At 62.3% G+C, this 21,303-nt stretch carries 21 protein-coding genes; 3 read left to right on the top strand and 18 right to left on the bottom strand.

Features of this window, described 5'->3' with window-relative positions:
• Positions 1 to 17: 17 nt before the first annotated feature.
• The 12 genes from AC07VV_RS16065 to AC07VV_RS16010 all read right to left on the bottom strand — a co-directional run bounded on the left by AC07VV_RS16065 (position 18) and on the right by AC07VV_RS16010 (position 14,776).
• Positions 18 to 578, bottom strand: coding sequence for a YbhB/YbcL family Raf kinase inhibitor-like protein (locus AC07VV_RS16065; RefSeq protein ID WP_085733396.1), 561 nt, complete (start codon positions 576 to 578; stop codon positions 18 to 20).
• A gap of 103 nt (positions 579 to 681) precedes the next feature.
• Positions 682 to 1,212 carry a poly-beta-1,6-N-acetyl-D-glucosamine biosynthesis protein PgaD gene (pgaD, locus tag AC07VV_RS16060; RefSeq protein ID WP_096821852.1) on the bottom strand — a complete coding sequence of 177 codons (531 nt, stop codon included), beginning with the start codon at positions 1,210 to 1,212 and terminating at the stop codon, positions 682 to 684.
• Positions 1,209 to 2,564 (bottom strand): poly-beta-1,6-N-acetyl-D-glucosamine synthase, encoded by a 1,356-nt coding sequence (gene pgaC, locus AC07VV_RS16055; protein WP_096821851.1) that lies wholly within the window; start codon positions 2,562 to 2,564, stop codon positions 1,209 to 1,211. Before pgaC ends, pgaD begins: the two co-directional genes overlap by 4 nt.
• A 1-nt stretch (position 2,565) precedes the next feature.
• The gene (gene pgaB, locus AC07VV_RS16050) at positions 2,566 to 4,563 is read right to left on the bottom strand and encodes a poly-beta-1,6-N-acetyl-D-glucosamine N-deacetylase PgaB (RefSeq protein WP_495036786.1); all 1,998 of its coding nucleotides are present in this window, start codon (positions 4,561 to 4,563) and stop codon (positions 2,566 to 2,568) included.
• A 12-nt stretch (positions 4,564 to 4,575) separates the two neighbouring features.
• A complete protein-coding gene (gene pgaA / locus AC07VV_RS16045) occupies positions 4,576 to 7,059 on the bottom strand; it encodes a poly-beta-1,6 N-acetyl-D-glucosamine export porin PgaA (protein ID WP_495036785.1) in 2,484 nt (827 codons plus the stop codon).
• A gap of 258 nt (positions 7,060 to 7,317) precedes the next feature.
• Complete coding sequence (locus AC07VV_RS16040) at positions 7,318 to 8,829, bottom strand: YdgA family protein (protein WP_495036784.1); 1,512 nt, start codon at positions 8,827 to 8,829, stop codon at positions 7,318 to 7,320.
• A gap of 200 nt (positions 8,830 to 9,029) precedes the next feature.
• Entirely contained in the window at positions 9,030 to 9,665 is a 636-nt protein-coding gene (locus tag AC07VV_RS16035; RefSeq protein ID WP_096821847.1) for an NADH:ubiquinone oxidoreductase subunit N, read from the bottom strand.
• A gap of 93 nt (positions 9,666 to 9,758) precedes the next feature.
• Positions 9,759 to 11,201, bottom strand: coding sequence for an efflux transporter outer membrane subunit (locus AC07VV_RS16030; RefSeq protein WP_495036783.1), 1,443 nt, complete (start codon positions 11,199 to 11,201; stop codon positions 9,759 to 9,761).
• A complete protein-coding gene (locus AC07VV_RS16025) occupies positions 11,198 to 12,085 on the bottom strand; it encodes an efflux RND transporter periplasmic adaptor subunit (protein WP_495036782.1) in 888 nt (295 codons plus the stop codon). Before AC07VV_RS16025 ends, AC07VV_RS16030 begins: the two co-directional genes overlap by 4 nt.
• On the bottom strand, positions 12,082 to 12,291 hold the full coding sequence (locus AC07VV_RS16020) for a DUF1656 domain-containing protein (RefSeq protein WP_007957657.1): 210 nt from the start codon (positions 12,289 to 12,291) through the stop codon (positions 12,082 to 12,084). The genes AC07VV_RS16025 and AC07VV_RS16020 overlap by 4 nt, the downstream gene beginning before the upstream one ends.
• On the bottom strand, positions 12,288 to 14,351 hold the full coding sequence (locus AC07VV_RS16015) for an FUSC family protein (RefSeq protein ID WP_495036781.1): 2,064 nt from the start codon (positions 14,349 to 14,351) through the stop codon (positions 12,288 to 12,290). The genes AC07VV_RS16020 and AC07VV_RS16015 overlap by 4 nt, the downstream gene beginning before the upstream one ends.
• Positions 14,348 to 14,776, bottom strand: a complete 429-nt coding sequence (locus AC07VV_RS16010) for a MarR family winged helix-turn-helix transcriptional regulator (protein WP_249484589.1) — start codon at positions 14,774 to 14,776, stop codon at positions 14,348 to 14,350. The genes AC07VV_RS16015 and AC07VV_RS16010 overlap by 4 nt, the downstream gene beginning before the upstream one ends.
• A gap of 173 nt (positions 14,777 to 14,949) precedes the next feature.
• Here AC07VV_RS16010 and AC07VV_RS16005 point away from each other — a divergent pair, with 173 nt between their 5' ends.
• Entirely contained in the window at positions 14,950 to 15,150 is a 201-nt protein-coding gene (locus AC07VV_RS16005; protein ID WP_495036780.1) for a hypothetical protein, read from the top strand.
• A gap of 9 nt (positions 15,151 to 15,159) precedes the next feature.
• Here the strand turns inward: AC07VV_RS16005 and AC07VV_RS16000 are convergent, their stop codons facing one another.
• Positions 15,160 to 15,405 carry a DUF2789 domain-containing protein gene (locus tag AC07VV_RS16000; RefSeq protein WP_085712632.1) on the bottom strand — a complete coding sequence of 82 codons (246 nt, stop codon included), beginning with the start codon at positions 15,403 to 15,405 and terminating at the stop codon, positions 15,160 to 15,162.
• Positions 15,406 to 15,534: 129 nt separating this feature from the next.
• Positions 15,535 to 15,996 (bottom strand): aminoacyl-tRNA deacylase, encoded by a 462-nt coding sequence (locus AC07VV_RS15995; protein WP_096821840.1) that lies wholly within the window; start codon positions 15,994 to 15,996, stop codon positions 15,535 to 15,537.
• Positions 15,997 to 16,191: 195 nt separating this feature from the next.
• Here AC07VV_RS15995 and AC07VV_RS15990 point away from each other — a divergent pair, with 195 nt between their 5' ends.
• Entirely contained in the window at positions 16,192 to 16,722 is a 531-nt protein-coding gene (locus tag AC07VV_RS15990) for an NfeD family protein (RefSeq protein ID WP_495036779.1), read from the top strand.
• Between the two features lie 2 nt (positions 16,723 to 16,724).
• The gene (locus AC07VV_RS15985; protein WP_007957673.1) at positions 16,725 to 17,483 is read left to right on the top strand and encodes a slipin family protein; all 759 of its coding nucleotides are present in this window, start codon (positions 16,725 to 16,727) and stop codon (positions 17,481 to 17,483) included.
• On the opposite strand, the gene AC07VV_RS15980 is transcribed toward AC07VV_RS15985, so the two are convergent.
• The 4 genes from AC07VV_RS15980 to AC07VV_RS15965 are packed head-to-tail and all read right to left on the bottom strand — an operon-like array spanning position 17,449 to position 21,296.
• Entirely contained in the window at positions 17,449 to 18,423 is a 975-nt protein-coding gene (locus AC07VV_RS15980) for a sulfotransferase family protein (RefSeq protein WP_495036778.1), read from the bottom strand. The genes AC07VV_RS15985 and AC07VV_RS15980 overlap by 35 nt on opposite strands.
• A complete protein-coding gene (locus tag AC07VV_RS15975; protein ID WP_495036777.1) occupies positions 18,411 to 19,196 on the bottom strand; it encodes an aspartyl/asparaginyl beta-hydroxylase domain-containing protein in 786 nt (261 codons plus the stop codon). The genes AC07VV_RS15980 and AC07VV_RS15975 overlap by 13 nt, the downstream gene beginning before the upstream one ends.
• Positions 19,193 to 19,798 (bottom strand): adenylyl-sulfate kinase, encoded by a 606-nt coding sequence (gene cysC / locus AC07VV_RS15970; RefSeq protein WP_495036776.1) that lies wholly within the window; start codon positions 19,796 to 19,798, stop codon positions 19,193 to 19,195. The genes AC07VV_RS15975 and cysC overlap by 4 nt, the downstream gene beginning before the upstream one ends.
• On the bottom strand, positions 19,782 to 21,296 hold the full coding sequence (locus tag AC07VV_RS15965) for a TolC family protein (RefSeq protein WP_495036775.1): 1,515 nt from the start codon (positions 21,294 to 21,296) through the stop codon (positions 19,782 to 19,784). The genes cysC and AC07VV_RS15965 overlap by 17 nt, the downstream gene beginning before the upstream one ends.
• Positions 21,297 to 21,303: the final 7 nt, after the last annotated feature.

The raw sequence follows: 21,303 nt of genomic DNA, 5'->3' as shown, positions 1-21,303 counted from the left end.
CGCCGCCGAAAATTTTTTCAGCGGTGATAACGCCGCACTGCACTGCTGTTGCGCAGCACATGGCCTTTGATTTTTTCCAGCAGTTGGGCGCGAGTCAGACCGGCCGGCAAGGCGTCGGGGGCCAGGTCCAGGGCGTAGATCTGAATGATGTAGTGGTGCGCACTGTCGCCGGTCGGCGGGCACGGGCCGACATAGGTGGTCGTGCCTTTGCTGTTGGTGCCGCCCAGGCCTTCGAAGGTCGGCTTGGTACCGATGCCGGCCGGGATCTGCCGGGTCGTGGCCTTGATGCCGTAGTGAACCCAGTGATCGACGCCCAGGCCTTTCTGGCCGTCCGGATCATGCATCACGATGGCGTAGCTCTGGGTGGCGGCCGGGCCGGCGTTCCAGCTCAGCGCCGGCGACTGGTTCTTGCCGCCACAACCGGCGGCGTCACTGGCTGCCGCCGCAGTGAACAGACGGTTGTCCGAAACACCGGGAATGCTGAGGGTGAAGCGCTCCTGGGCCTGCGCCGGAAACTGCACGCAAAGGGCGACGGCAACGGCCGCCAGCCAAGGGTTGAGAGAGGTCAATCGGGTCATTCCGGGAGCACCTTGTGCAGTTGGGCCGTCTTCGGCCTGCAGACTATAGCTGTACCGTTCGTGCCGTGGCAGTGGCAAATGACGCCCATTGGTATCGCCGCGCTTACAGACGGTTCACCGGCTCACGGTTATCGTCGTCCTCGGCATGCAGAAAGATCACCCGCGGATGCTCCAGTGGCGCCAGCGGCGGCGGCAATTCCGCCTGTTCCACCGGCCACAGGTGCGGCACCACGTGGCTGACATCACCATCCTGATTGTTGTGGATGGTGATGACGCCCGGGCTGCGAAGTTTCTGCAGGCGGTCATCGCACAGCTTGAAGCTTTTGCTCAGGCCATCATCGTCGACCACCGGAGCTGCCAACCGACGCTGAGCAAAACTGCGACTCTTGCGCTGTTGATAACGCGCCCAGGAAATCAGGATCACGGCGTTGACCAGCGCCACCCACAGGTAGATCTGCAACGTTCCCAAGGCTTCAAACGCCGAGTTATCGATGCGCGGCCCGCCGGCATGGGTTTCGATCAGCGGCCAGAGCCCGCGCACCAACAGATACAGCAGGCCAACCCAGGCCAGCACTGTGAGGAACACATCGACCACCACCAGGAATGGTCGCTGGCGGGTCCGGATGATTTTCATTTGATGACCTCCTCTTCGTCGTCCCCGACCGGTTTGATACCCCGGTCCGGGCTGACCCAACGCGCACGCTTCTGATGCTGGCCGAATAGCACCTTGGGAAAACTGACCAGCGTGGTCAGCAGGCTGATGAACCAGAACACCAATGGATACCAGACCACCCAGAACATGGTCTTGCCCAGTCCCGGCTCGTAGCGCCGGTCGATGATGATGCTGACCGCGAACTGCACCAGGCAGACAAACGCCAGCAGCAGCCCGGTAAACGCCGGCGGCATCAGGTGATGCACGGCGATCGCTTCAGGCATGACCATGAACTTGCCCATCACCCAGAAAATCACCGACAACAGGAAAGTGAACGCCCACCCGGTCGACAGGCAGTATTCGAACAGCAGCGGCCACAGGTAACGGTGACGGTACTGCCAGATCCCGCGAATATTCTTGAACAGCACTTCGGCGCCGCCCTGGGCCCAGCGCAGGCGCTGTTTCCACAGCCCGCCCAGGGTTTCCGGCATCAGGATCCAGCACAGGGCGCGGGGCTCGTAGAAGATGCTCCAGTGGTCCAGTTGCAGTTTCCAGCTGATGTCGATGTCTTCGGTGATCATGTCCGGGCTCCAGTAGCCGACCCGGTTCAACGCGGTGCGGCGGAACGCGACGATCACACCCGACACGGTGAAAATCCGCCCGAATACCCGCTGGGTGCGTTTGATCAGCCCGATGATCGACGAAAACTCACCGACCTGCACCCGCCCGACCAGCGTCGAACGCGTACGGATCCGCGGGTTGCCGGTCACTGCGCCAAGTCGCGCATTGTCGAGCATCGGCGCCACGAGATAAGCGGCGGTGTTCGGCGCCAGCAGCGCGTCACCGTCGATGCACACCAGATATTCGCTGCGTGCAGCGATGGCGCCCATGCGCAGGGCCACGGCCTTGCCCTGGTTCTCCGCCAGGTGCAGCACGCGCAACCGTGGATCTTCCTTGGCCAGCGCATCCAGCACTTGCGCGGTGTTGTCCTTGGAGCCGTCGTTGATCGCGATAACTTCGATGTTCGGGTAATGCTGGGCCAGCGCCGCGTGAATGGTGTCGGCGGCGTTGTCGCCCTCGTTGTAGCAAGGGATCAGGATCGAAATCAGCGGTTCGCCTTCCAGCGGTGGCGGCAGCGTGTCGTCCTTCCACGGCCAGTGCCGCTCCCAGTGCAGCCAGAAATACAGGCCGCCGGAGATCCACAACCCGGACATGAACAGCGGGTAGAAGAACACGAAGTCCATCAGGAATTGCCCGGTGACCAGGAAGATCAGCCCCAGCGGGACGCCGAGGACAATCGCCAGAACAAGCAGGGCCAGCAGTCTATCCAGCATGTCATGGGTTCCATTTGTTGGAGAGCGCAGGCCGCACGGTTTTCAGGTCCGGCAGGTTCTCGAGGAAGTTGTCCGGGTAGTAGCCGAAACTCGTCGCGCCCTGACGCTTGAGGCGGCCCATCCAGTCGGCCAGTTGTGCACCGTCGATGTCGGCCTGGTCCTTTTTCGTCCAGTCCCGGGCCTGCAATTCGAACACCGTGCGATCCAGCGCACCGGGGCGCTGTTTGATCTTCGCCACCAGCTCTTCCAGCCACGGGCCGGATTGCGCATGGGTCTGTTTTTCCATGAGCGGCATGGCCATCGGCGCCGTCCAGTCGTAGCTCACGAGGAAATCGTCGAGGTTCTGCGCGAACCATGCTTCGCTGTGCGGATTGAGCACCGGCTCGGCAAAGATGTTGCGTGCGGTGAGCACTTGCGGGCCGCGAATCGCGCGCACCTTGGCGGTCAGTTCGTTGGTGAAGTCGATCAGGTAGCGGCTCTTGAATCGCGTCCAGCGCTGCATGGCCGCCGGATCGTCGCGCAGGGCGGCAATCGAGCCCGGCAGACCGTGGGCGGCATAGGCTTTCAGGGCCTCGGGGCTGGCGTCTTCGAAGTCCGACAGCACGGCGTCGTCGTGGTAGAGGATGCCGTCGACCGAAGTCAGGCGCGCCACGTCTTCGTAGATTTCACCAATGATCCGTCGTACTTCGGGATCGAACGGCGACAGACGCTTGTACTGATCCGGGTCGACCGACGTGGTGCCGGTCTTCGGATCCCAGCGCGTGACCCGTGGCAATTTCGAATCCAGCGCAAAGCTCAGCACCGGCATCCAGGCGAACACTTTCACGTGAGCCCGGGTGCGCAGCTGCCAGGCGACACGGTCGAAAATGTCGGCACGCATGGGCAGATGACGGTTGGGGAAATACAACGAATGCACCAGGCCATCGCCTTTCGGATCGGCGAAGGCTTGCAGGAACACCGTGTTGGCGCCCATGTCAGCCATGCGCTGGATCAGCTTGCCGAGGTTCACTTCCTGTTGCGCCGGATCCGGGTCGTAGACGTTGTCCAGGTCCACATGCACCACACGCATGGCGAAGTCAGACTGCACCGCCACGATGCTGTTGGCGAAATGCTCGCCGTCCGGGTCGGACGCGACGAGGAATCGTGGACTGCTCATCAGGTTGTCGAGGGCATCGAGACCGTCGTCGAGGGTCAGGGCCATTTCATAACCTTGCTCACTCACCACGGTCAGCGAAGTGCCGTCCGCCGTACCGTATGGCCAGACCCAGATACGCGGTTTCTTGCCGGTGGCCTTGCGGATTTTCTCCGAAATGGTGGCCACGTCGGTGCGGATCCGCGCCTGGAAATCCGCCTCGGATTCATAGCGCTTGGTCACCGGATCATAACGACGGGTCGCGGCGGCCGGCTGCATGTTGCCTTGCGGGTTGGCGAGGATGCCTTTGTGGCTGGCGTCGGTGTGAGCGGCGATTTCCACGAGGCCGGATTGCGAGATTTCGCGCACCTGATCCCAGGTCAGAAAGTCGGAGCGCTGACGCGGGGTACCGGCGAAATCCACCGGTTGATTCAGCGGTGTGTCGATCCACACGCCGACCGGCGCCAACAGCGCATGCCAGTTGTAGGCGCGCAGCACCGGCAGCACGCGGGTGTAGAAACTCGAATAACCGTCGTCGAAGCTGAGCAGGATTGCCTTGGGCGGCAGTTCCGGCCCGCCCTTGCGCGCAGCCATGATCTGATCGACCGTCACCGGCTTGTAGTTGTTTTCCCGCAGCCACGCCAGTTGCTCGATCATGCGCTCGGTGCGCACCGCCACCACCGCCTGATCGGGATCTCGATCCTCGATGTCGTGGTAGGCAATGCCCAGCACGTGGTTTTTCGGCCATGGTTTTTCATTGGCCGCCACCGGGCGCTCGGACGGCGGCGCGAAGGCCGGAGCTTGCTGGGCGCAGGCGCTGACCAGCAGCACTCCCAGCAGAAGGATGAAACGCGAAATAAAAGGCATCTTCAAACTCTTCTAGAAGCGGAAAGTGAGGTCGACGAGCAGACGCAGATCGGTTTCCCGGTCACCGTCGTAGGGCCGGTTGATCACACTGAACAAACCGCCCACCTCGAACACGTCGTTCCAGGCATAGCGCTGGCCGTAGCCCAGCAACGCCATACCGCCGGTGCCGTGGTCACGCTGGCTGTACGTACCCGCACCGGCCTGGAATTGCTGGCTCCAGGAGGTTTCGTAGCGGTGGTAAAGCACGTGGTTGACGTTGACCGTCGGCATCACGCTGAGATCCGCCTTCGGGTTGAAGTACGGCACGTCTTCGGAATTGGAGTTGTGGCTGGTGGCGACTTCCAGACCGGCGTCGACCTGCACGTGGGTGGTGCTGTAGACGCCCTCGCGCCCGGTCAGCAAGGCTTCGACGCGGTTGTTGCCGTCGCTGAAATGCGACGGGCTGACTGACAGTTTCCACTCGCGGCTTTCGTTGGCGCGCCAGCGGATGAAACCGCTGCCGCCGTTGGCTTTGATGTCGCTGTTCAACGCCCTCAACGGGGTGTCGGCTGACAGGTATTCAAGGCTGCCGCCGTACTGCCAGTTGTCATTGATGTCCCGGGCAATCGCCAGACGAGCGCCCTGCTTGTCGCCGTAACCGTAGGAATGGTTGGAGACTTCGGCTTCAAGGGTCATGTCACGGGTGCGGCGTTCCAGACCGACACGCTGGAAGCGGTGGTTGCCGGTGCCTTCGGCAAAGTCGCCGGTGGCATAACCGACCCCGGCGAACACGCGCCAGTCTTCATCGATCGGCGGGCTGTACAGCGTGCTCTGGATGCCGAAGTCCCGGCTGCCGCTGACCGCGCCGGCATTGCCGCCGCTGCCGCCATTGGCCTTGCCGCCGTAGGCTTCGACGCGCAGCTCGGACATGTCATGCACTTCACGCTCGCGGGCGGCGCGCTGGACCTGGCGATTGTCCGGATAACGTTCCACGACGTCGTCGGTCAGCGCATCCATCTGCCGCCATTCTTGTAGCGTCATGGCGGTGCGGGCCTGAGCGACTTCCAGACCCATGTCCCGCGGCACCATGCTCTCGACTTCCTTGAGCTGATTCTCGGCGCGACGGGGCCATTGGCGGGCCAGGTACAGATCGGCCTGGGACAGTCGCAAGCCGATGTTTCCTGGCGCCTGATCGACCAGCGTCTGCAAGCGATCCTCGCCGTGGGGCAAGTCCGCTCCGTAGGTGCCTGCGGCCTGCGCCGAAAGCAGTTGGGCGTCCATCCAGTCGTCGCTGGGGTTGCCGATCGGCAGGCCCTTGAGTTCGACGCGCGGTTTCTCGTTTTTGGCCAGATCTTCGGCGACCTTGCGTGCCTCGTCGGCCCGGTCGCTCTCCAGCAGCGAGTAATACAGCGCAGTGGTGTCTTCGAGGCGATCGCCGGCATCGGCGTCCGGCGCCGAGAGCACCTGGCGATAGAGATCGGTGGCGACTTCCGGTTGCCGTCGATCCAGATAAGACGCGGCGACCCAACGCAAAGCGTAGGTCGGAATCTTCACGCCTTCTGCTTGCAGCTTCTGGTATTCGGTGATGACGTCGGCAGTGCGCGCCCGGGCCTTGAGGGCGCCCATGCGGTCGATGCGCCAGCGGGTCACGTCATCGTGGGCGCTGGCGTCGGTGGTCCAGGTGGCGAGCAGTTTGTCGTAGTCGGCCAACGCACGGTCGGCGATCACATAACGTTCTTTTTCGCTGCGGGTGGCGAATTCGGCGAGGCGCACGCGTTCAGCGGCCAGATCGCCTTCGAGACGGCGCAGCGTCACCGGATCGATCAGCCCCGGACGCTGGTTGGCCAAGCGTAGCGCAGGCTCAGGCAGACGGGCTTTTTGCAGAGCGACCACGTACTCACGGGCAACTTCCGGTTTGCTGCCGGCACGAGAGAAGGCCTGATCGTATTCGAACAGTGCGTCGTATTGTTTGCCGGCGCGGGTCAGGGCATAGCCCAGGGCGAGACGGCGGGAAGGATCGTCGGGCTTGGCCGCCACCAGCGCTTTCGCACGGGTCACAGCCTCGTCGGGTTTGCCGGAATCAGCCTGGGTCAGCGCCAGACCCAGTTGCAGATCGGCATTGTTCGGCTCCTGCGCCAGGGCCTTGGTGTAGACCTCGGAGGCCTGATCCCAGCGCTTGAGATTGCGATAGGCGCGGGCGGTGGCGGTCAGTGCCTGGATCGGCAATGCGCGGCCGCGTCCCTGGGTCTCGTAGACCTGCACCACTTCGGCGTCGAGCCCGGCCCAACTGGCGATTTGCAAGTGATCGCTGACCTGCCCGGTGGAAGCCTGGGCCGGCGGCACTTGACGTAAAGCGGTCAGCGCAGGCGTGTAATGCCCTGCCCGGGCATCGAGCACCATTTGATCGTAGGCCGTATCGGCCAACGCGAGCACCGGCCAGAGCAACTGGCTGCACAGCGCGACTCGAAACAAAGGGCGTAAACCACGATGTAATACAGGAACATCAGTACGCGGCATTCGTCAGCATCCTTACATGGCCAGCCGGGTTGCAATGCCCCCCCTTGCCCAATTCGTAACGGAGGCCAAGTCAGAATCACTTGGCCAAGCTTATCCAAGCAGTCTTGCACGCAAGCGTAGACCAATATTCAGAACACAATATTTGTTCAGATTCGTGACCGGAAACGCTGGCGCGCGCCGCAAACGCAGAGTCCAGACAGCAAAACGCCCGGCGTCTGCGGGAAGCAAAGGCCGGGCGTTGAGGTGTAGCGAGGGGTTTTACTGTTCCTGGCTCACGTTGACGCCAGCGAATTTGCTCATCAGGAAACCGACGAACTGCTCGACGGTCATTTTCTGGCCGTTGAACTCCACCTGATTGGCGGCGTAATGCAACTTGGTCGTCACATTGGTGCCATCCAGCGTTGCCAGCTGCGAACCCACGGCCATGCCGGAGAACATGTCGGCAGCGCCGCTGGCCTGGTCAACGATGGCTTTGGCGTCGGTCTGACCATCGATCTGGGCCTGAACGCTGAGCAGGTCCACCAGCATCGGCTTCGACACCTGCACATTGACGTCGAGCAGCGCGATCAGCTGTTTGCCCAGTTGATCCGGCGGCAGGTCCATCGAGGCCGGTTTGGTCAGGTCGAGCACCAGATTGGCCCGGCTTTCACCGTTGGCGGTTTTCAGCGACAGGTCTTCCAGCGCCAATTGCGGGCCGGCTGCCAGCAGTTTCTGCAGGTCAGCCTTGACCTGAGTGGACTCGGCTTCGGTCAGGTTCAGTTCGGGCGCCGGCAGACCGGCGGCGGTGGCTTCGGCGGCGGCTTTTTCGTACGGCTGCAGCTTGGTCTGGTAGATCTGCATCAGCGACAGGGCCGACGGGATGTCGAGGTTTTTCAGGCTCATGGCCAGATTGGCCGAACCGATTTTCTTGTCGTTGAGGGTCACTTCACCGATTTTGTAGTCGGCACGGCCGGAAGCGTTGGTGCCGTTTTCTTCGGTGAGGTTCTTCATTTCGAAGTTCTTCACACCCAGCACGGACTGCTTGGCGCCGAAAGTGGTCTTGCTGCTGGTCAGTTCCAGGGTGTTTTCGCCGGTGTAGTAACCGTAGCTGCTCTTGGCGAGGTTGCTGGCCAGGGTCAGGCCGCTGAGTTCGATCTGCACCGGCGCCTGGTCTTCAGCCACGGTGGTCAGGTGCAGGCTGTCCATGTAGCCGTTGGCCTTGACCTTCTGCGCCTGGGCACTGGCGGAGATATCCATGTTCAGGCCGGAGAATTTCAGGCTCGACTGCTCGTCCAGTGCGGTTTCCAGTGGCAGCAGTTCGATATTGCCGGTGGTGGACTGGTCGTAGCCGATGTTGACCACACCCTTCAGTGGCGCGGCGCCCTTGGTGGCGGCGAACCATTTTTCGGTGATCGGGGTCTTTTCCAGCTCGTAGTGACTGGTGGCCATGACCGGCAGCCATTTCAGCGACACCAGCCGCGAGAACGGCAGCGGGCCATGTTCGATGTGATCGACGAACAGCAGCTCGACCGGCGCTTCACCGAACATCTCGCCTTCGCCCTTGAGGCGATAGTGCGCGGTGCTGCTGAAGGTGTGACGCTCCAGCGACACCAGCTCCAGCGACGCACTGCCGTTGGAACCGGCCATGGCGGTTTGCAGCTCTTTGTTGGCATCGACGACGGCGTTGTTGAGCACGCCTTCGATCTTGGTGCCGGTGTACCAGGCCCCGCCGACGCTGATGGCGCCGATGGCAACAACGATTCCGAGAAGCACGCCTGCTGATTTATTCATGAATGACCTGATCGATTTCCGTGGCTGAGAGTGTGGTCGTCTTCCGTGAACCCGTGACCGGGCCGTGGCTCGACTCCGCTGAATTTAGCGGTGGAGATTAGCACTGGCAGCGCGGGGCGGCCCAATGTTTAAAGGTTAAAGAGTGTCCACGGGACATGGACAAACAAAAAGATCGCCGGGTTCGGCGATCTTTCGGGAGGTCAGGAATACTGCACCTCGATCTCATCGAGCTGATGATCGAAGCTTTTCAGGCGCGCAGTCCACGTATACACCAGCACCTCGAAATCCCGGTCGATCACCGCCCCGCCCGGCCCGTCGCCGCGCGGGTCGCAGAAATCCAGCTGATAGCGTTCGCGGGCCATGGCCGTGGCGACGTCGGACAATTCACGGGCATTGTTCAACCAGTGCCAGCCTTCATCGGCGACTTGTCTGTCGAGTGCCAGGCATTGTTTTTTCAGGGCTTCGAGGCTTTTTTCCAGTGGGGTGCCGGTGAGTTCGCCCATGACCTCGGCGAAGGTGCGTCCCGGTTGCCAGTAGCTGCCCCAGAAGTAGCGGTCGAACACGGTTTCGACCTTGCGCAGCGCAACCTTGGTGTCCCAGATCAGCAGCAGGGTCTTGCTTTGTTCAAGCTGTCTTTTCTTGAGCTTTTGCACCTGCACCAACGACCAGGCCACCACCACGATCGCCATCACGGCGATCAACGCAGTCGCGCTGTCGAGGAAGACCATCGCCTTGTCGATCTGATGGGCCAGCATGATGCCGTAGAAATAGGTGGCCGACAGCAGCACCAGTGCGACCAGGGCGCACCAGAAGCCGAGAGCGTAAGGGTTTTTCATTATTGGTTTCCCCTAGACCTGCGCTAGCAATGTGCACTGAAAAGGCGCCTTGCTCAGGGCGCCCCTTCAATACTTCAAAGCATAGCAACGGCCTCAGGGTTTGCTGGCGCTCGAGGCTTGCGTTCGTCCGCTTTCCCAACCGCCGCCGAGGGCGAGGAACAAATCGATCTGGCTCATGGCAACCTGAGTGTTGGCGGCGGCCAGTTGCGCGGTGACATCGGTGTAGGTGCGAGTGGCTTGCAGGTCGGCGAGGAACGACTCGCGGCCCGCCTGGAAGAAGCGGTGAGTCTGGTCAGCCGCCAGCTTCGCCGACTGCTCGGCATCAGCCAGCGCATCGCGGCGTTGCAACAGCGCGGTGTATTGGGCCAGACCGGTCTGGGTTTCGCGAAAGGCGTTCAGCACCACGCCGTCGAAGTGCGCCAGTGCGCCCTGGGTCGAGGCTTCGGCTTCACGGATCCGCGCCCGGGCGCCGTTGGTCGGCACCTTCCAGCTCAACGACGGGCCAAAGCCCCAGCGGTTGGTCGACGGGTCGCCGAGGTCGGAGACAATGCCGACGGTGCCGATGGTCGCGCCAATGCTGATGTCCGGGTACAGCTCGCCGGTGGCAATGCCGATCCCGGCAGTCGCGGCCGCCAGTCGACGCTCGGCCTGGCGGATATCCGGACGACGCTTGAGCAGTGCAGCGCCATCACCGACCGGCACCAATTGGGCAATTTTCGGCAGTTCGGCGCAGGTCGCGGTGCCGGCCGGCAATTGATCGACCGGTTTGGCCAGCAGCATCGACAAGCGGAACAACCCGGCCTGACGCGCCGCTTCATAGCGCGGCATGTCGGCGCGCAAGGACTTGAATTGGGTCTGCGAGCGGGTGACCTGGGTTTCGTCCCCGCGCCCGGCATCGCGCAGACGCTGGATCAACGTGGTGCTCTGGGATTGCAGGTCAAGGGAATGCTGGGCGATTTCCCGCTCTTCGTTGGCCGCACAAACCTGGGTGTAAGCCCGAACCACGTCGGCCACCAGGGTGATGCGTGCGGTGTCGGCAGCGGCCTGGGTTGCATCGGCGTTGGCTTTCGCCGCTTCGATCCCGCGCTGCAAAACGCCCCACAGGTCGAACTGGTAGGAAGCGCTGATGCCGATGTCGGCGACGTTGGCCACCGGGACTTTCTCCGGCAGCAGGAACGCCTGACCGGACTCCTGCAAGCGCTGGGCGCCCATTTTCACACCGCCACTCCAGCCACCGGCTGCCTCGGCCTCATCGACCTGGGCACGGGCCCGCGACAGGTTCGCCGCCGCCACCCGCAGATCGGTGTTGGACGCCATGGCTTGCTGCACCAGTTGATCCAGTCGCGGATCGCGATACAACCGCCACCAGTCCGCCGGCACCGGCGACGAGACAACCGGCTTGCCGGCCACCGCCAGATCGCCCTGAAAATCCTTGCGCTGGATCGCCGCGTCACCCGGCAGGTGATAGTCCGGCCCGACCATGGAACAGGCCGACAACATCACGCCCAGCCCGGCGATCATCAGGGCCCTGTTCATTGCGCGGGCTCCTGCTGTTTATCGTCGATGATCGACACCGTGGCGGTACGCCCGGCGATCATGCGGAAGTCATCCGGCACGTCATCGAAGGCAATGCGCACCGGAATCCGCTGCGCCAGGCGTACCCAACTGAAGGCCGGGTTGACGTTGGGCAACAGGTTGCTGCCGCTCGAACGGTCACGGTCTTCGATGCCGGCGACGATGCTTTCGACATGCCCGCGCAAGCGGGCGCGGTCGCCGATCACGCGGATATCCACCGACTGACCGACGTGGATACCGTCGAGTTTGGTTTCTTCGAAATAGCCGTCGATATGGAACGAATTGCTGTCGACCACCGACAACACCGGACGCCCGGCCGTTACGAATTCCTGCGAACGCGGCGCACGGTCGTTGACGTAGCCGTCGACCGGGCTGCGGATCACCGAGCGGTCGAGGTTGAGCTGGGCACTGTCCACCGTCACCAGCGCTTCGGCCAGTGCCGATTGCGCGCGGGCGACCTTCGACTGGCTTTCTTCCAGCTGTTCGGCCGGCACCAGATTACCCAGACCACGATTACGCTTGGCTTCACGCTGGGCCTGGGCGAGGGTTTCTTCGCGGTCGGCAACGGCTGCCTTGGCCTGACGCAACGCCAGTTTGAAACGGTCCTGATCGATGCTGAACAGCACCTGGCCACGTTTCACCAACTGGTTGTCCTTGACCTCGACCTGCTGGATCAGCCCGGACACGTCCGGGGCGATCTGCACGATGTCGGCGCGGATGTGACCGTCACGGGTCCAGGGCGCAAACATGTAATACATCACCATGCGCCAGACCACGACGACGGCGAAAGTCACGATCAGCAAGGTCAGCATCACGCGACCGATAGTCAAAAACGGTTTTTTCATGTCATCAGGTATCGACTGAGTGAGTCCACGCCGTACAGCATCACGGCGTAGAGAGCCACGTTGAACAATGCCCGGTGCCAGACCAGACGGTAGAAATGCAGGCGTGTGAGCACGCCATGTACCAGTACAAACAACACATACGTGATGCCCATCAGCACCAGCAGGGTCGGCAGGAAAATGCCGCTGATGTCCAGGTCACCGATCATAGGGGCGCTCCTTCGGGCAGCGGTTCTTCGGGCTCGGCGCTGGAAACGAATTCAACGCCGGGCAACAGCGCCAGACGCAAACCGCTCAAGGCGTGCAACAGGTGTAGTCGGGTTTCTTCATCGCCGTGGCCGTTGAGCGCACGGCGCGTGCGGTCCATGGTCATCAGCAACGGGCTCGGCGCCGGCAGGCGTTCGCCGGCCTTGAGACAGGCCCGGAAGTAATCGCCGACCTCGGCCACCACTTGCTTGAGCAACGCGTTCGGCACGCCGGTCACGCGCGGGGTGTAGGCCAGCAGATCGAGCAGGTTCAGCCCCACGCGCACTTCGCGCATGGCGATGCCGGTGTCCTGGCCGGTCAGCGCCAGACGCGGCAGGTGCTGCATCAGGCGGTCGAGCAGTTGCACGCCCAATTGCCGGTGCTCAGCGAGGTTCGCCGGCTCGGTCATGCTGACGATGTCTTTCCAGCTGAAACGGGTCAGGCGCTTGGCCGCCAGTTCGGCGCCGAACGGCCGGGCGATCAGCGTCCAGATAAACGCGAACAACAACCCCATCGGGCCCGCCAGGTTGGAGTTCACGAAGGCGAAGAAGTCCGCATCGTAAGCGCCCGAGATACTGATGAACGACGAGGTGTTGACCAACGTCAGCAGCATGCCGAGATAGAACCGTGGCTGCACCGTCAGGGTCCCGACGCAGATGAACGGGATGGCAAACGCCAGCACCAGCATCGGGAAGTCATGCAGGTTCGGCAGCACCAGAAACAGGTACAGACTGGCGAACAGCACCGACATCCCGGTCCAGAAAAAGAACCGGTAAATCTGCGGCGCCGGGTCGTCCATCGAGGCGAAGAAGCTGCACGACACCGCTGCCAGAATCACCGCGCTGCCGCCGTCGGTCCAACCCAACAGAATCCACAATGTCGAAGCGACGATGATCGCCAGAATGGTCGAGGTCGCTGAATACAGCATCAGCCCACGGTCGAAAAAAGGTGTCAGGCGACCGAGCCGCCAATGGCGATAGACCGCGCGCCAGCTGTCCTGGCGATCGCACAGGATCGCTTCCTGCAGACTGCGACAGTCCTGCCACAGATCGATGAATTCGCCGAGGCGGTACAGCGCGTTGGAAAACAGCAACTGTTTGCGATCTTCAAGGGCTTCGGCGCTGGGTTGCAGGGCTTCGAGCTGATCGCGCAGGGCTTGCCAGCGGTCAAGATCGGCATCTTTATAGCCGAGCCATTCGCGAGTAGCGCTGAGCAACGGCGCGAATTTTTCCACCAGTTCCGGCGTGCGCCGTTCGAGGGCGTAAAGCGAATCTTCCAGTGCATCGATCACCGGCAGCAGGTGGATCATCCGCCCGCGCAGTTCCTTGGTATTACGCACCGTCTGCGGTCGCGCACCTTCGTGCGGCAACTGGCCGATCATCAACTCCAGGCTGTTGAAACTGCCGACCATGGCCATGCGCAGGGCGGTGACTTCTTCGGGCTGCACGTCGCGGCTGAGGAATTTCAGGCTGTAGGTCGTCGCATCGGCGAACCACTTACCCACCGCATCGTTGAACACCGGCGCCAGGCGCCGTGGCCAGAACATCGCACCGACCACCGCCGCCACCGCGATGCCGAGGAAGATCTCTTCGGTACGCGCTTCCGCCACATCCCAGACCGCCAGCGGGTTATCCACCGTCGGCAGGGCGATCAGCGGCAAGGTGTACCCCGCGAGCATCAGCGCGTAATTGTTGGCGGTGCGCAGGTGCAGCGACAGGAACAGCAGAATCCCGGTCCACAACGCAATGACCACCACCAGCACGTACGGGCTCTGGACGAACATCGGCACGAACAGCACCGCCGCCGCAGCGCCGAGAAAGGTCCCGATCGCCCGGTACAACGCCTTGGAACTGGTCGGCCCGAGGAACGGGCTGGAAACGATGTACACCGTGGCCATCGCCCAGTAAGGACGCGGCATCTGCATCAGCAAGGCGATGTACAACGCGATCATCGAGGCTGCAAACGTACGGATCCCGTAGAACCAGTCCCGAGCCGGAGGAATGCCGGAAAAAAAGCCGTTCACGGATAGATCACCGCTGGCGGGCTGGCCGCCTCAAAAGCTCTCAGTACACGAAGCGTAGCCTCCAGATCACTCTGGTCGATGCCTTCGAGCACCTCATTACGCAGACGCACCAGCTCGACTTCCACCGCTTGCACCAGCTCGCGACCGGTGTCGGTCAGGCTCAGGCATTTGGCCCGGCGATCCTGCGGGTCTTCAGTGCGGCAGACGTAGCCGGCGTGGCACAACTGATCGAGCAGCCGCACCAGCGAAGGGCTCTCGATCCCCGCCGCCTGCGCCACCTGCACCTGATGCACGCGCTCCCCCAGACGCCCGATCATCAAGAGCGGGACGGCGCAGGCTTCGGAGATTCCATAGTTGACCAGCGTGGTCTGGCAGATCTTCCGCCAATGCCTGGCGGCTACCACCATGGCACTGCTGATGTTCATCTGGAGGGCGTCGAGGGTATTCGGCACGAGGGAATGCACACACTGTTAGTTTGCTAACTATCAATATGGCATTGGAGGGGAAATTCAGTCAAGTTTTGAAACAAATTGCTTTGAGCACAAGAAATTCCCCTCGTTGAAACTGCGCCGACACCGACATCCGAGAGCACTGAACCATGGCGATGAAATTCACGACCGAGAACCCGAATTCCGAACAACATCCGATTGAACGTCTGCCCGACACATCAGCGTACGCAGCATTTTTAGAGCAAAAAGTCAGCATTGCCCGTGAATCAATGGCCTCCGGAATCGGCTTATCCAATCTTGAGGTTGAAGCGAAGTTCTCTTCCCTGAGAGCTATGACTACCAAGGAATAGGTTCGATGATTACCCCGCCCGCCCCTTCCTCAACATCACATCCAACTGATCCACCACCTCCGCCCAATCCGCATCATCGAGAATCTCGTCCCGCAAAAAATCCGCTTGGCTCTTGGTCCAGAAAAACGCGTCGCACAGGTGCAGTTCGGGCTTGAGCGGGGAATGGGTGGCGATGAACTGGTCGATGCTGACCGGGTCGTTGGGCAGGCCGAGTTGTTTGAACAGGGACGGGAGGCTGTGCGTCGGATTTTCCATTGTTCTACTCCTTCGAAGATTCAGTGGATGAAAACATTTCGCGAGCAAGCCACACTGCCACAGATTCATTGCAGAACCTGTGGGAGCGAGCCTGCTCGCGATTGGCGTCGGCACAGACGCTAACAAAAACTACTGACTCAACTCCCGCACCTGCGCATGCGGCACCATTTTCAGGAACTCGGGCATGCTCATGTGCAGCAGGTTGTTGTGGTTGCCGGCCTCCAGGTAAATGTCTTTTTGCCGGGTCACCAAGGGGTCGATGACCATGTCCAGCCCATAGGAGTCGCCCAGCGGCGGCACCGCGCCGCGTTCGCAGTCGTCGAACAGGTGCGCCAGGGTACTTTCGCGGGTGATCTGCCACTCGCCGCTGGTGCGCACTTTGCTCAGGTCCAGATGGCGGCTGGCGGGCAGCACGGCCATCAGGTAATGCCCGTGGTGGTCGTCAAGGATCACCGATTTGGCCACTCTATCCGCCGGAATCCCCGAAACCCGCGCCGTTTCCAGGCTGCTGCTCGAGTGCGGATGGGAGAGGACGTCATATTCGCATTGCGCCCGGGTCAGGCTGCTTTGCACTTTTCTTGCCATACGCATGATGCACCTCGGTGCCCGTCGACGCTGCGCGGCGGGCGATGATGAACGTTGTTCCTGTCCTTGAAAGTCTAGTCGGGCACGCTGCGAATGAAGGGAATTCCGCCCACTGGCGGCACGGGAAATTTGATCAGAATTCATCCAGCCCCAGGCTCAACTAGACTGTAAAAAGAACCCCTGACTCTCCCGGAGGGTCACGTGAACACCCGTCGCTGTGCGTTTGTCCTGTTGATGCTGCTGAGCGGATCGCCCCTGGCTGCGGACACCCCGCTGCACGCCGTCGACCCCATCGGCCTGTGGCTGATCACCCTGGGCATCGCGTTCCTGATCGCCGAAGCCGCGCTGCCCAACTACGGCGTGATCGGCCTGGGCGGCATCGTCATGTTCGTGATCGGCGCGCTGATCCTGGGCAACGCCGAACTGCCGGTACCGATGATGATCGGCCTCGGGCTGGTCAGCGCCCTGCTGTTGATTGCGCTACTGATCCGCGCTTTGAAGACTCGACCGCGCCATCCGGTCAGCGGCGACGCCGGCCTGCTTGGCAGCGTAACGGCCGTGACGGTCGTGCAGCCGCAGGACGCTCGCAACGGTTGGGTGCAATTACAGGGAGAACGCTGGCAAGTACTGAGCGCGACGCCGCTGCACGCCGGGCAACCGGTGCGGGTGGTCGGACGCAAGGGCTTGTTGCTGCAAGTGGCCGCGGCTGACGCGGCACCGCTCGGAGAGTGATCATGGGTCTGCAAATCGGTTTTGTCGCGCTGCTGCTGTTGCTTATTGCCCTGGCCGGCTCGACGTTCCGCATCCTGCGTGAATACGAACGTGGCGTGGTGTTCCAGCTCGGGCGCTTCTGGCAGGTCAAGGGACCGGGGCTGATCCTGTTGATTCCGGTGGTGCAACAAATGGTCCGGGTCGATCTGCGCACCATTGTTCTCGACGTGCCGCCGCAAGACGTGATCACCCGCGACAACGTCTCGGTCAAGGTCAACGCGGTGCTGTATTTCCGCGTGCTCGACCCACAAAAAGCGATCATCCAGGTCGAAGACTTCCTCATGGCCACCAGCCAACTGGCCCAAACCACCCTGCGGGCGGTGCTCGGCAAACATGAACTGGACGAACTGCTGGCCGAACGCGAACGCCTGAACATTGACATCCAGCAAGTGCTCGACGCCCAGACCGACGCCTGGGGCATCAAGGTCGCCAATGTCGAGATCAAACACGTCGACCTCAACGAATCGATGGTGCGCGCCATCGCCAAACAGGCTGAAGCCGAACGGGAACGGCGAGCCAAGGTGATCCACGCCGAAGGTGAATTGCAGGCCTCTGAAAAACTCATGCAGGCCGCCGAAATGCTCGGGCGCCAGCCAGGCGCCATGCAGTTGCGTTACATGCAGACCCTGAGTTCGATTGCCGGCGACAAGAGCTCGACCATCGTCTTTCCGTTGCCGATCGAATTGCTCAAGGGGATGGCGGATCTGTCGGCGAAATCGTGAGCGCGCGCAGGCGTTCAAGCGCTTCGTAGGGCGCTCGCGCACAACGTTCCACTTGCGCCTGCAACAGCGTGGAAGCCTCACGGCGCTTGCTTTCGCCATCGGCGACAAACGCCTGTGACGGCTGTTTCGCGTGCTGCGCCGTGCCTGCCATGGCGTGTTCACATTGCGCGGCACTCAACTGGAAAAACCTCGCCAACCGCCCCGTCATCGCCTCGGGCAACTCGTTGTAATTCACAGCCAGTCCGCCGAAATCAGCGCAGTGCAAACGCCCCGCCTCCAGCAGACGTCCCAGCCTCCGGGCGATGAAGTCCTCACGCCCTTCGAATGGCAAGTTGTCGTCCAGCACGCACTCGCCGAGCATGCCGGGCACCATGTGCATGCCCGGGCGACGCAGATGCGAAACGGCGATTTCCAGCGGATCGCGGTAGACAAACAGCCACGGCGTATCGGGGAAGCATTCTTGAAGCAGCGGCCATTCACCGATGTTCCAGGCGTCGAGTTTGATCACCAGCCGCTGCTCCCTGCCGCGCCGGCGCTGACCGTAGGCCGAGAGCAACCCGGCGATAGCCGCACGGCGTTCGACGGCCGGCAGATCGCTGCGTAGCAAGGCATCGAGGGGCGGCGGTTCCGAAATCACGATGTGATCGTCGAGTCGGGCGAGCATCTGGCTGATCAGCGTCGATCCGCAACGCGAGGCGTGCAGGATTAAGGCGCTCGGCGCCAGGCCAGGACTGAGCGCCTGCCAATCCGTGAGTGCCGCCAAGGGTGTTTGCCGGCGAAACGCCTGATTGAACGGCAGCCGCAGCGCTTCTTCCACCGCATCGCGAAAAAACGGCTGATGCAGCGGTGTATCGCCAAACCAGCACCAGTCCACCCGCCATTGGCCGGTGTCTTTCCAGATGCGAATCGGCAGCCAGCCGTCGAAACTCAGGCTCGCCATTGTTCGTTCCACGACCGGCGCCCCTTGCGCATCGCAGCCTCCAGTTCTTCCCGGGAGAATGACAAGCCATGCTCTGCGGCCAACGCCAGTGTCTGGTTGATGAACGCTTCGGGGTCGTGCAATGCCTGCAAGGTCGCCGACAACGAAGGATCCACAGCCAGCAGACGATGAAACCGCCGCAACGCCGAGTCTTCGGCATCAGGCTGCGGCGTGTTCGGCAAACCCTCGGCAATCATCTGCTCCAGCCAGGTGCCGGGACGGCAATCGAGTACCAGATGAACCCGCGCCGTACTGTCGCGATTATCGACCCGATGCGGCCGCGCAAGGTCGAGAAACCAGCACTCGCCCGCCGACATCGGCATGCGCAGACCGTCGAGCCAGAAGTCCACGGCAGGTGGGCTGAGCAGCGGAATATGCAGTCGAAAATCCGCGTCAGGCCCCTCGAGGTCGTAGTCGCGATGTTCGTGAATCTGCCCGCCTGGCCCCAGCCGCAGCAGCCGGGCACTGACGATATCCAGCGGCAGATCACGCAGCGCCCGCTGCCAGCGGCGATCCTTCAGCCAAGGCGCACGCTGCACAGGTTCGGCGGTTCCCGGGGACAGTTCAGTCAGCGCATCGGCAGCGGAAATCAGCGCCACGCCGCTCCAGTCGCCCGCGAAATAGGCGGTATTGAAATGACCACGCCAGGCATCGTTTTCAATCGCTGCCAGTGCCTGCAACAGCAGTGGCAAATCAACCGCCACCGGCAGCCGTGAAAACGCCGGCCGGCTCATGTCCTGGGCAACACCGCGGATTCGCCGAGCCAGGTCAGCAAGCGGTCAAGGCAGGCCTCGACCGTCAGCGATCCGGTATCGAGTACCAGCGACGCCTGGGCCGGTGGCTCGTAAGGTGCCGACACGCCGGTAAACCCGGGCAGCTCGCCGCGTCGCGCCCGGGCGTAATGCCCTTTCGGATCGCGCTGTTCGCACACCGCCAGCGCGGCGCTGCACCAGACTTCGCGATAGTCATCACCCAGGCGTCGGGCGAACACTTCACGCAACTCCACCAGCGGCGCGATCATCGCCAGAATCACGATCTGCCCGTTCTCCACCAGCAACGCCGCCAGCTCACTGGCCCTGCGGATGTTTTCCAGTCGGTCGGCATCGGTGAATCCCAAGTCGCGGTTAAGCCCGACGCGCAAACCATCGCCGTCGAGCACCACACTTTGCAGGCCTCGCTCGAAGAGTTCGGCATGCAGCGCCTGAGCCAGGGTCGATTTGCCCGCCGCCGGCAAACCGGTCAGCAACACGGCCGTGCCGCGATGGCCATTGCGGGCCTCGCGTTGTGCACGGCTGATGCTGGCGGTCGGCGCCAGCACATCACTTCGCGGAGGCATGGGCCACCGGCACCGAAATATCCCCCGACGCCCACGCCGCTTCGCGGTTGGCCAGCGCGGTGGCGATCGACTGCACTTCGGTCGACTGCACCTGATCCGGCAACGGATCGAGCCCGGCACTGGCGAAGATCTGGCCATAGGCATTGCGCAGATCGGCGTAGGACAGGTCGCGACGCAAGTCCGCTTGCAGGTTGTTCAGTTCGCCCTGGATCAGATCCAGTTCACCAATGCCCGCCGCCTGATGACGGTTACGCAACTGGCCGACGATTTGCCCGTCGATGTCCGACAGTTGCTGGTTGGTCTTGAACTGACGCAGCGCCTCCTGATAGTTGGCGTTGGCCACGTACAACTGCGCCAGCACCGCAATCGACATGGCCTGACGGCGCGCGGTGGCAACTTCTTCACCGGCCTTGGCCACGTCGATGGCCGCCGGGGCGGAGATCACGTTGAACAGGTTCCAGGTCACTTTCACGCCATAGTCGGCCCAGCGGTCGTTCACCAGGAACGAGTTGCTGTCGTAGTGCCCGCCGGCGGAAAACTCCAGGCCCGGCAGCATGCGCAACATTGCCTTGCGGGTTTCGGCGGCGCTGATTCGGGTCTGGTAATCCTGCTCGCGCAGTTCCGGACGGCTGGTCAGGGCTTCCTGTTCCAGTTTGGCGATATCGACCTTGAGTTCCGGGATCTGATAACCGTCGTCGGTGGCCAGCGTCAGGTTGGTGCCCATCGGCAGGTTGATCAGGGTCGCCAGCTCGGTTTTCGCCAGCGACAGCGCACGGCGCTGTTCTTCCAGCTGTCGGGTGGCTTCGATCAGCGAACGTTGATAACCGAGGGACTGCACCGGATCGCCGATGCGCTGCTCGCTCATGCTTTCACTGTTGCGCCGGGCCCCGTCGACCCGCGCCATCAGGCTGTCGATCTGCTTGAGCAGACGTTCGGCCGCCATCGCTCGCCAATAGGCCGAGCGCACGTCCTGAACGATGGTGTTGATCACCTTGCGCCGGCGCTCCTGAACGATCAGACGCTGGTCGCCCTGTTGCTTGGCGTTGATGTAGCTGACACCGAAATCGAGAACGTTCCAGACCATGGTCAGGTCGGCGACGTTGCGGTCGCGGTCCTGGGAGGTCGACGGTTCCAGAGACTGGGTGCCGGTGCGTACGCTCTGGCTGCTGGAAGCGCTGACGTTGTTGCGTCCGACGTAACCGGCGTCCAGCGCCATGCGCGGCAGCATGTCGAAACTGGCGAGGTCGAGCTGCCGTTTGGCCAGCGCTTCCTCCATGATTTTCAAACGCCCTTCAAGGTTGTACTTCACGGCACGGGCCATGGCCTGATGCAGGGTCAGCGGACCGCGCAGCGGTTCCTGACCCTTGTACATGGTTTGCAGGTCGGCTCGGGCCCGTTGCTCACTGACACTGCGTTCGATCGGTTCACTGGTGACTGCACATCCGCTGATCGCCAGCGCCAGCAGGCTGGCGCCGAACAACTTCTGACTTTTCTTCATCCCTGGA

The organism is Pseudomonas sp. GW821-FHT02C04 (genome assembly GCF_059421845.1).
This window is presented reverse-complemented; position numbering and strand designations above follow the sequence as displayed.

What these genes read in the sequence shown, in the direction of transcription:
- AC07VV_RS16065 (WP_085733396.1), bottom strand. Translation starts at nt 578, where the DNA reads ATGACCCGATTGACCTCTCTCAACCCTTGGCTGGCGGCCGTTGCCGTC.
- pgaD (WP_096821852.1), bottom strand. Translation starts at nt 1,212, where the DNA reads ATGAAAATCATCCGGACCCGCCAGCGACCATTCCTGGTGGTGGTCGAT.
- pgaC (WP_096821851.1), bottom strand. Translation starts at nt 2,564, where the DNA reads ATGCTGGATAGACTGCTGGCCCTGCTTGTTCTGGCGATTGTCCTCGGC.
- pgaB (WP_495036786.1), bottom strand. Translation starts at nt 4,563, where the DNA reads ATGCCTTTTATTTCGCGTTTCATCCTTCTGCTGGGAGTGCTGCTGGTC.
- pgaA (WP_495036785.1), bottom strand. Translation starts at nt 7,059, where the DNA reads ATGCCGCGTACTGATGTTCCTGTATTACATCGTGGTTTACGCCCTTTG.
- AC07VV_RS16040 (WP_495036784.1), bottom strand. Translation starts at nt 8,829, where the DNA reads ATGAATAAATCAGCAGGCGTGCTTCTCGGAATCGTTGTTGCCATCGGC.
- AC07VV_RS16035 (WP_096821847.1), bottom strand. Translation starts at nt 9,665, where the DNA reads ATGAAAAACCCTTACGCTCTCGGCTTCTGGTGCGCCCTGGTCGCACTG.
- AC07VV_RS16030 (WP_495036783.1), bottom strand. Translation starts at nt 11,201, where the DNA reads ATGAACAGGGCCCTGATGATCGCCGGGCTGGGCGTGATGTTGTCGGCC.
- AC07VV_RS16025 (WP_495036782.1), bottom strand. Translation starts at nt 12,085, where the DNA reads ATGAAAAAACCGTTTTTGACTATCGGTCGCGTGATGCTGACCTTGCTG.
- AC07VV_RS16020 (WP_007957657.1), bottom strand. Translation starts at nt 12,291, where the DNA reads ATGATCGGTGACCTGGACATCAGCGGCATTTTCCTGCCGACCCTGCTG.
- AC07VV_RS16010 (WP_249484589.1), bottom strand. Translation starts at nt 14,776, where the DNA reads ATGAACATCAGCAGTGCCATGGTGGTAGCCGCCAGGCATTGGCGGAAG.
- AC07VV_RS16005 (WP_495036780.1), top strand. Translation starts at nt 14,950, where the DNA reads ATGGCGATGAAATTCACGACCGAGAACCCGAATTCCGAACAACATCCG.
- AC07VV_RS16000 (WP_085712632.1), bottom strand. Translation starts at nt 15,405, where the DNA reads ATGGAAAATCCGACGCACAGCCTCCCGTCCCTGTTCAAACAACTCGGC.
- AC07VV_RS15995 (WP_096821840.1), bottom strand. Translation starts at nt 15,996, where the DNA reads ATGCGTATGGCAAGAAAAGTGCAAAGCAGCCTGACCCGGGCGCAATGC.
- AC07VV_RS15985 (WP_007957673.1), top strand. Translation starts at nt 16,725, where the DNA reads ATGGGTCTGCAAATCGGTTTTGTCGCGCTGCTGCTGTTGCTTATTGCC.
- AC07VV_RS15980 (WP_495036778.1), bottom strand. Translation starts at nt 18,423, where the DNA reads ATGGCGAGCCTGAGTTTCGACGGCTGGCTGCCGATTCGCATCTGGAAA.
- AC07VV_RS15975 (WP_495036777.1), bottom strand. Translation starts at nt 19,196, where the DNA reads ATGAGCCGGCCGGCGTTTTCACGGCTGCCGGTGGCGGTTGATTTGCCA.
- cysC (WP_495036776.1), bottom strand. Translation starts at nt 19,798, where the DNA reads ATGCCTCCGCGAAGTGATGTGCTGGCGCCGACCGCCAGCATCAGCCGT.
- AC07VV_RS15965 (WP_495036775.1), bottom strand. Translation starts at nt 21,296, where the DNA reads ATGAAGAAAAGTCAGAAGTTGTTCGGCGCCAGCCTGCTGGCGCTGGCG.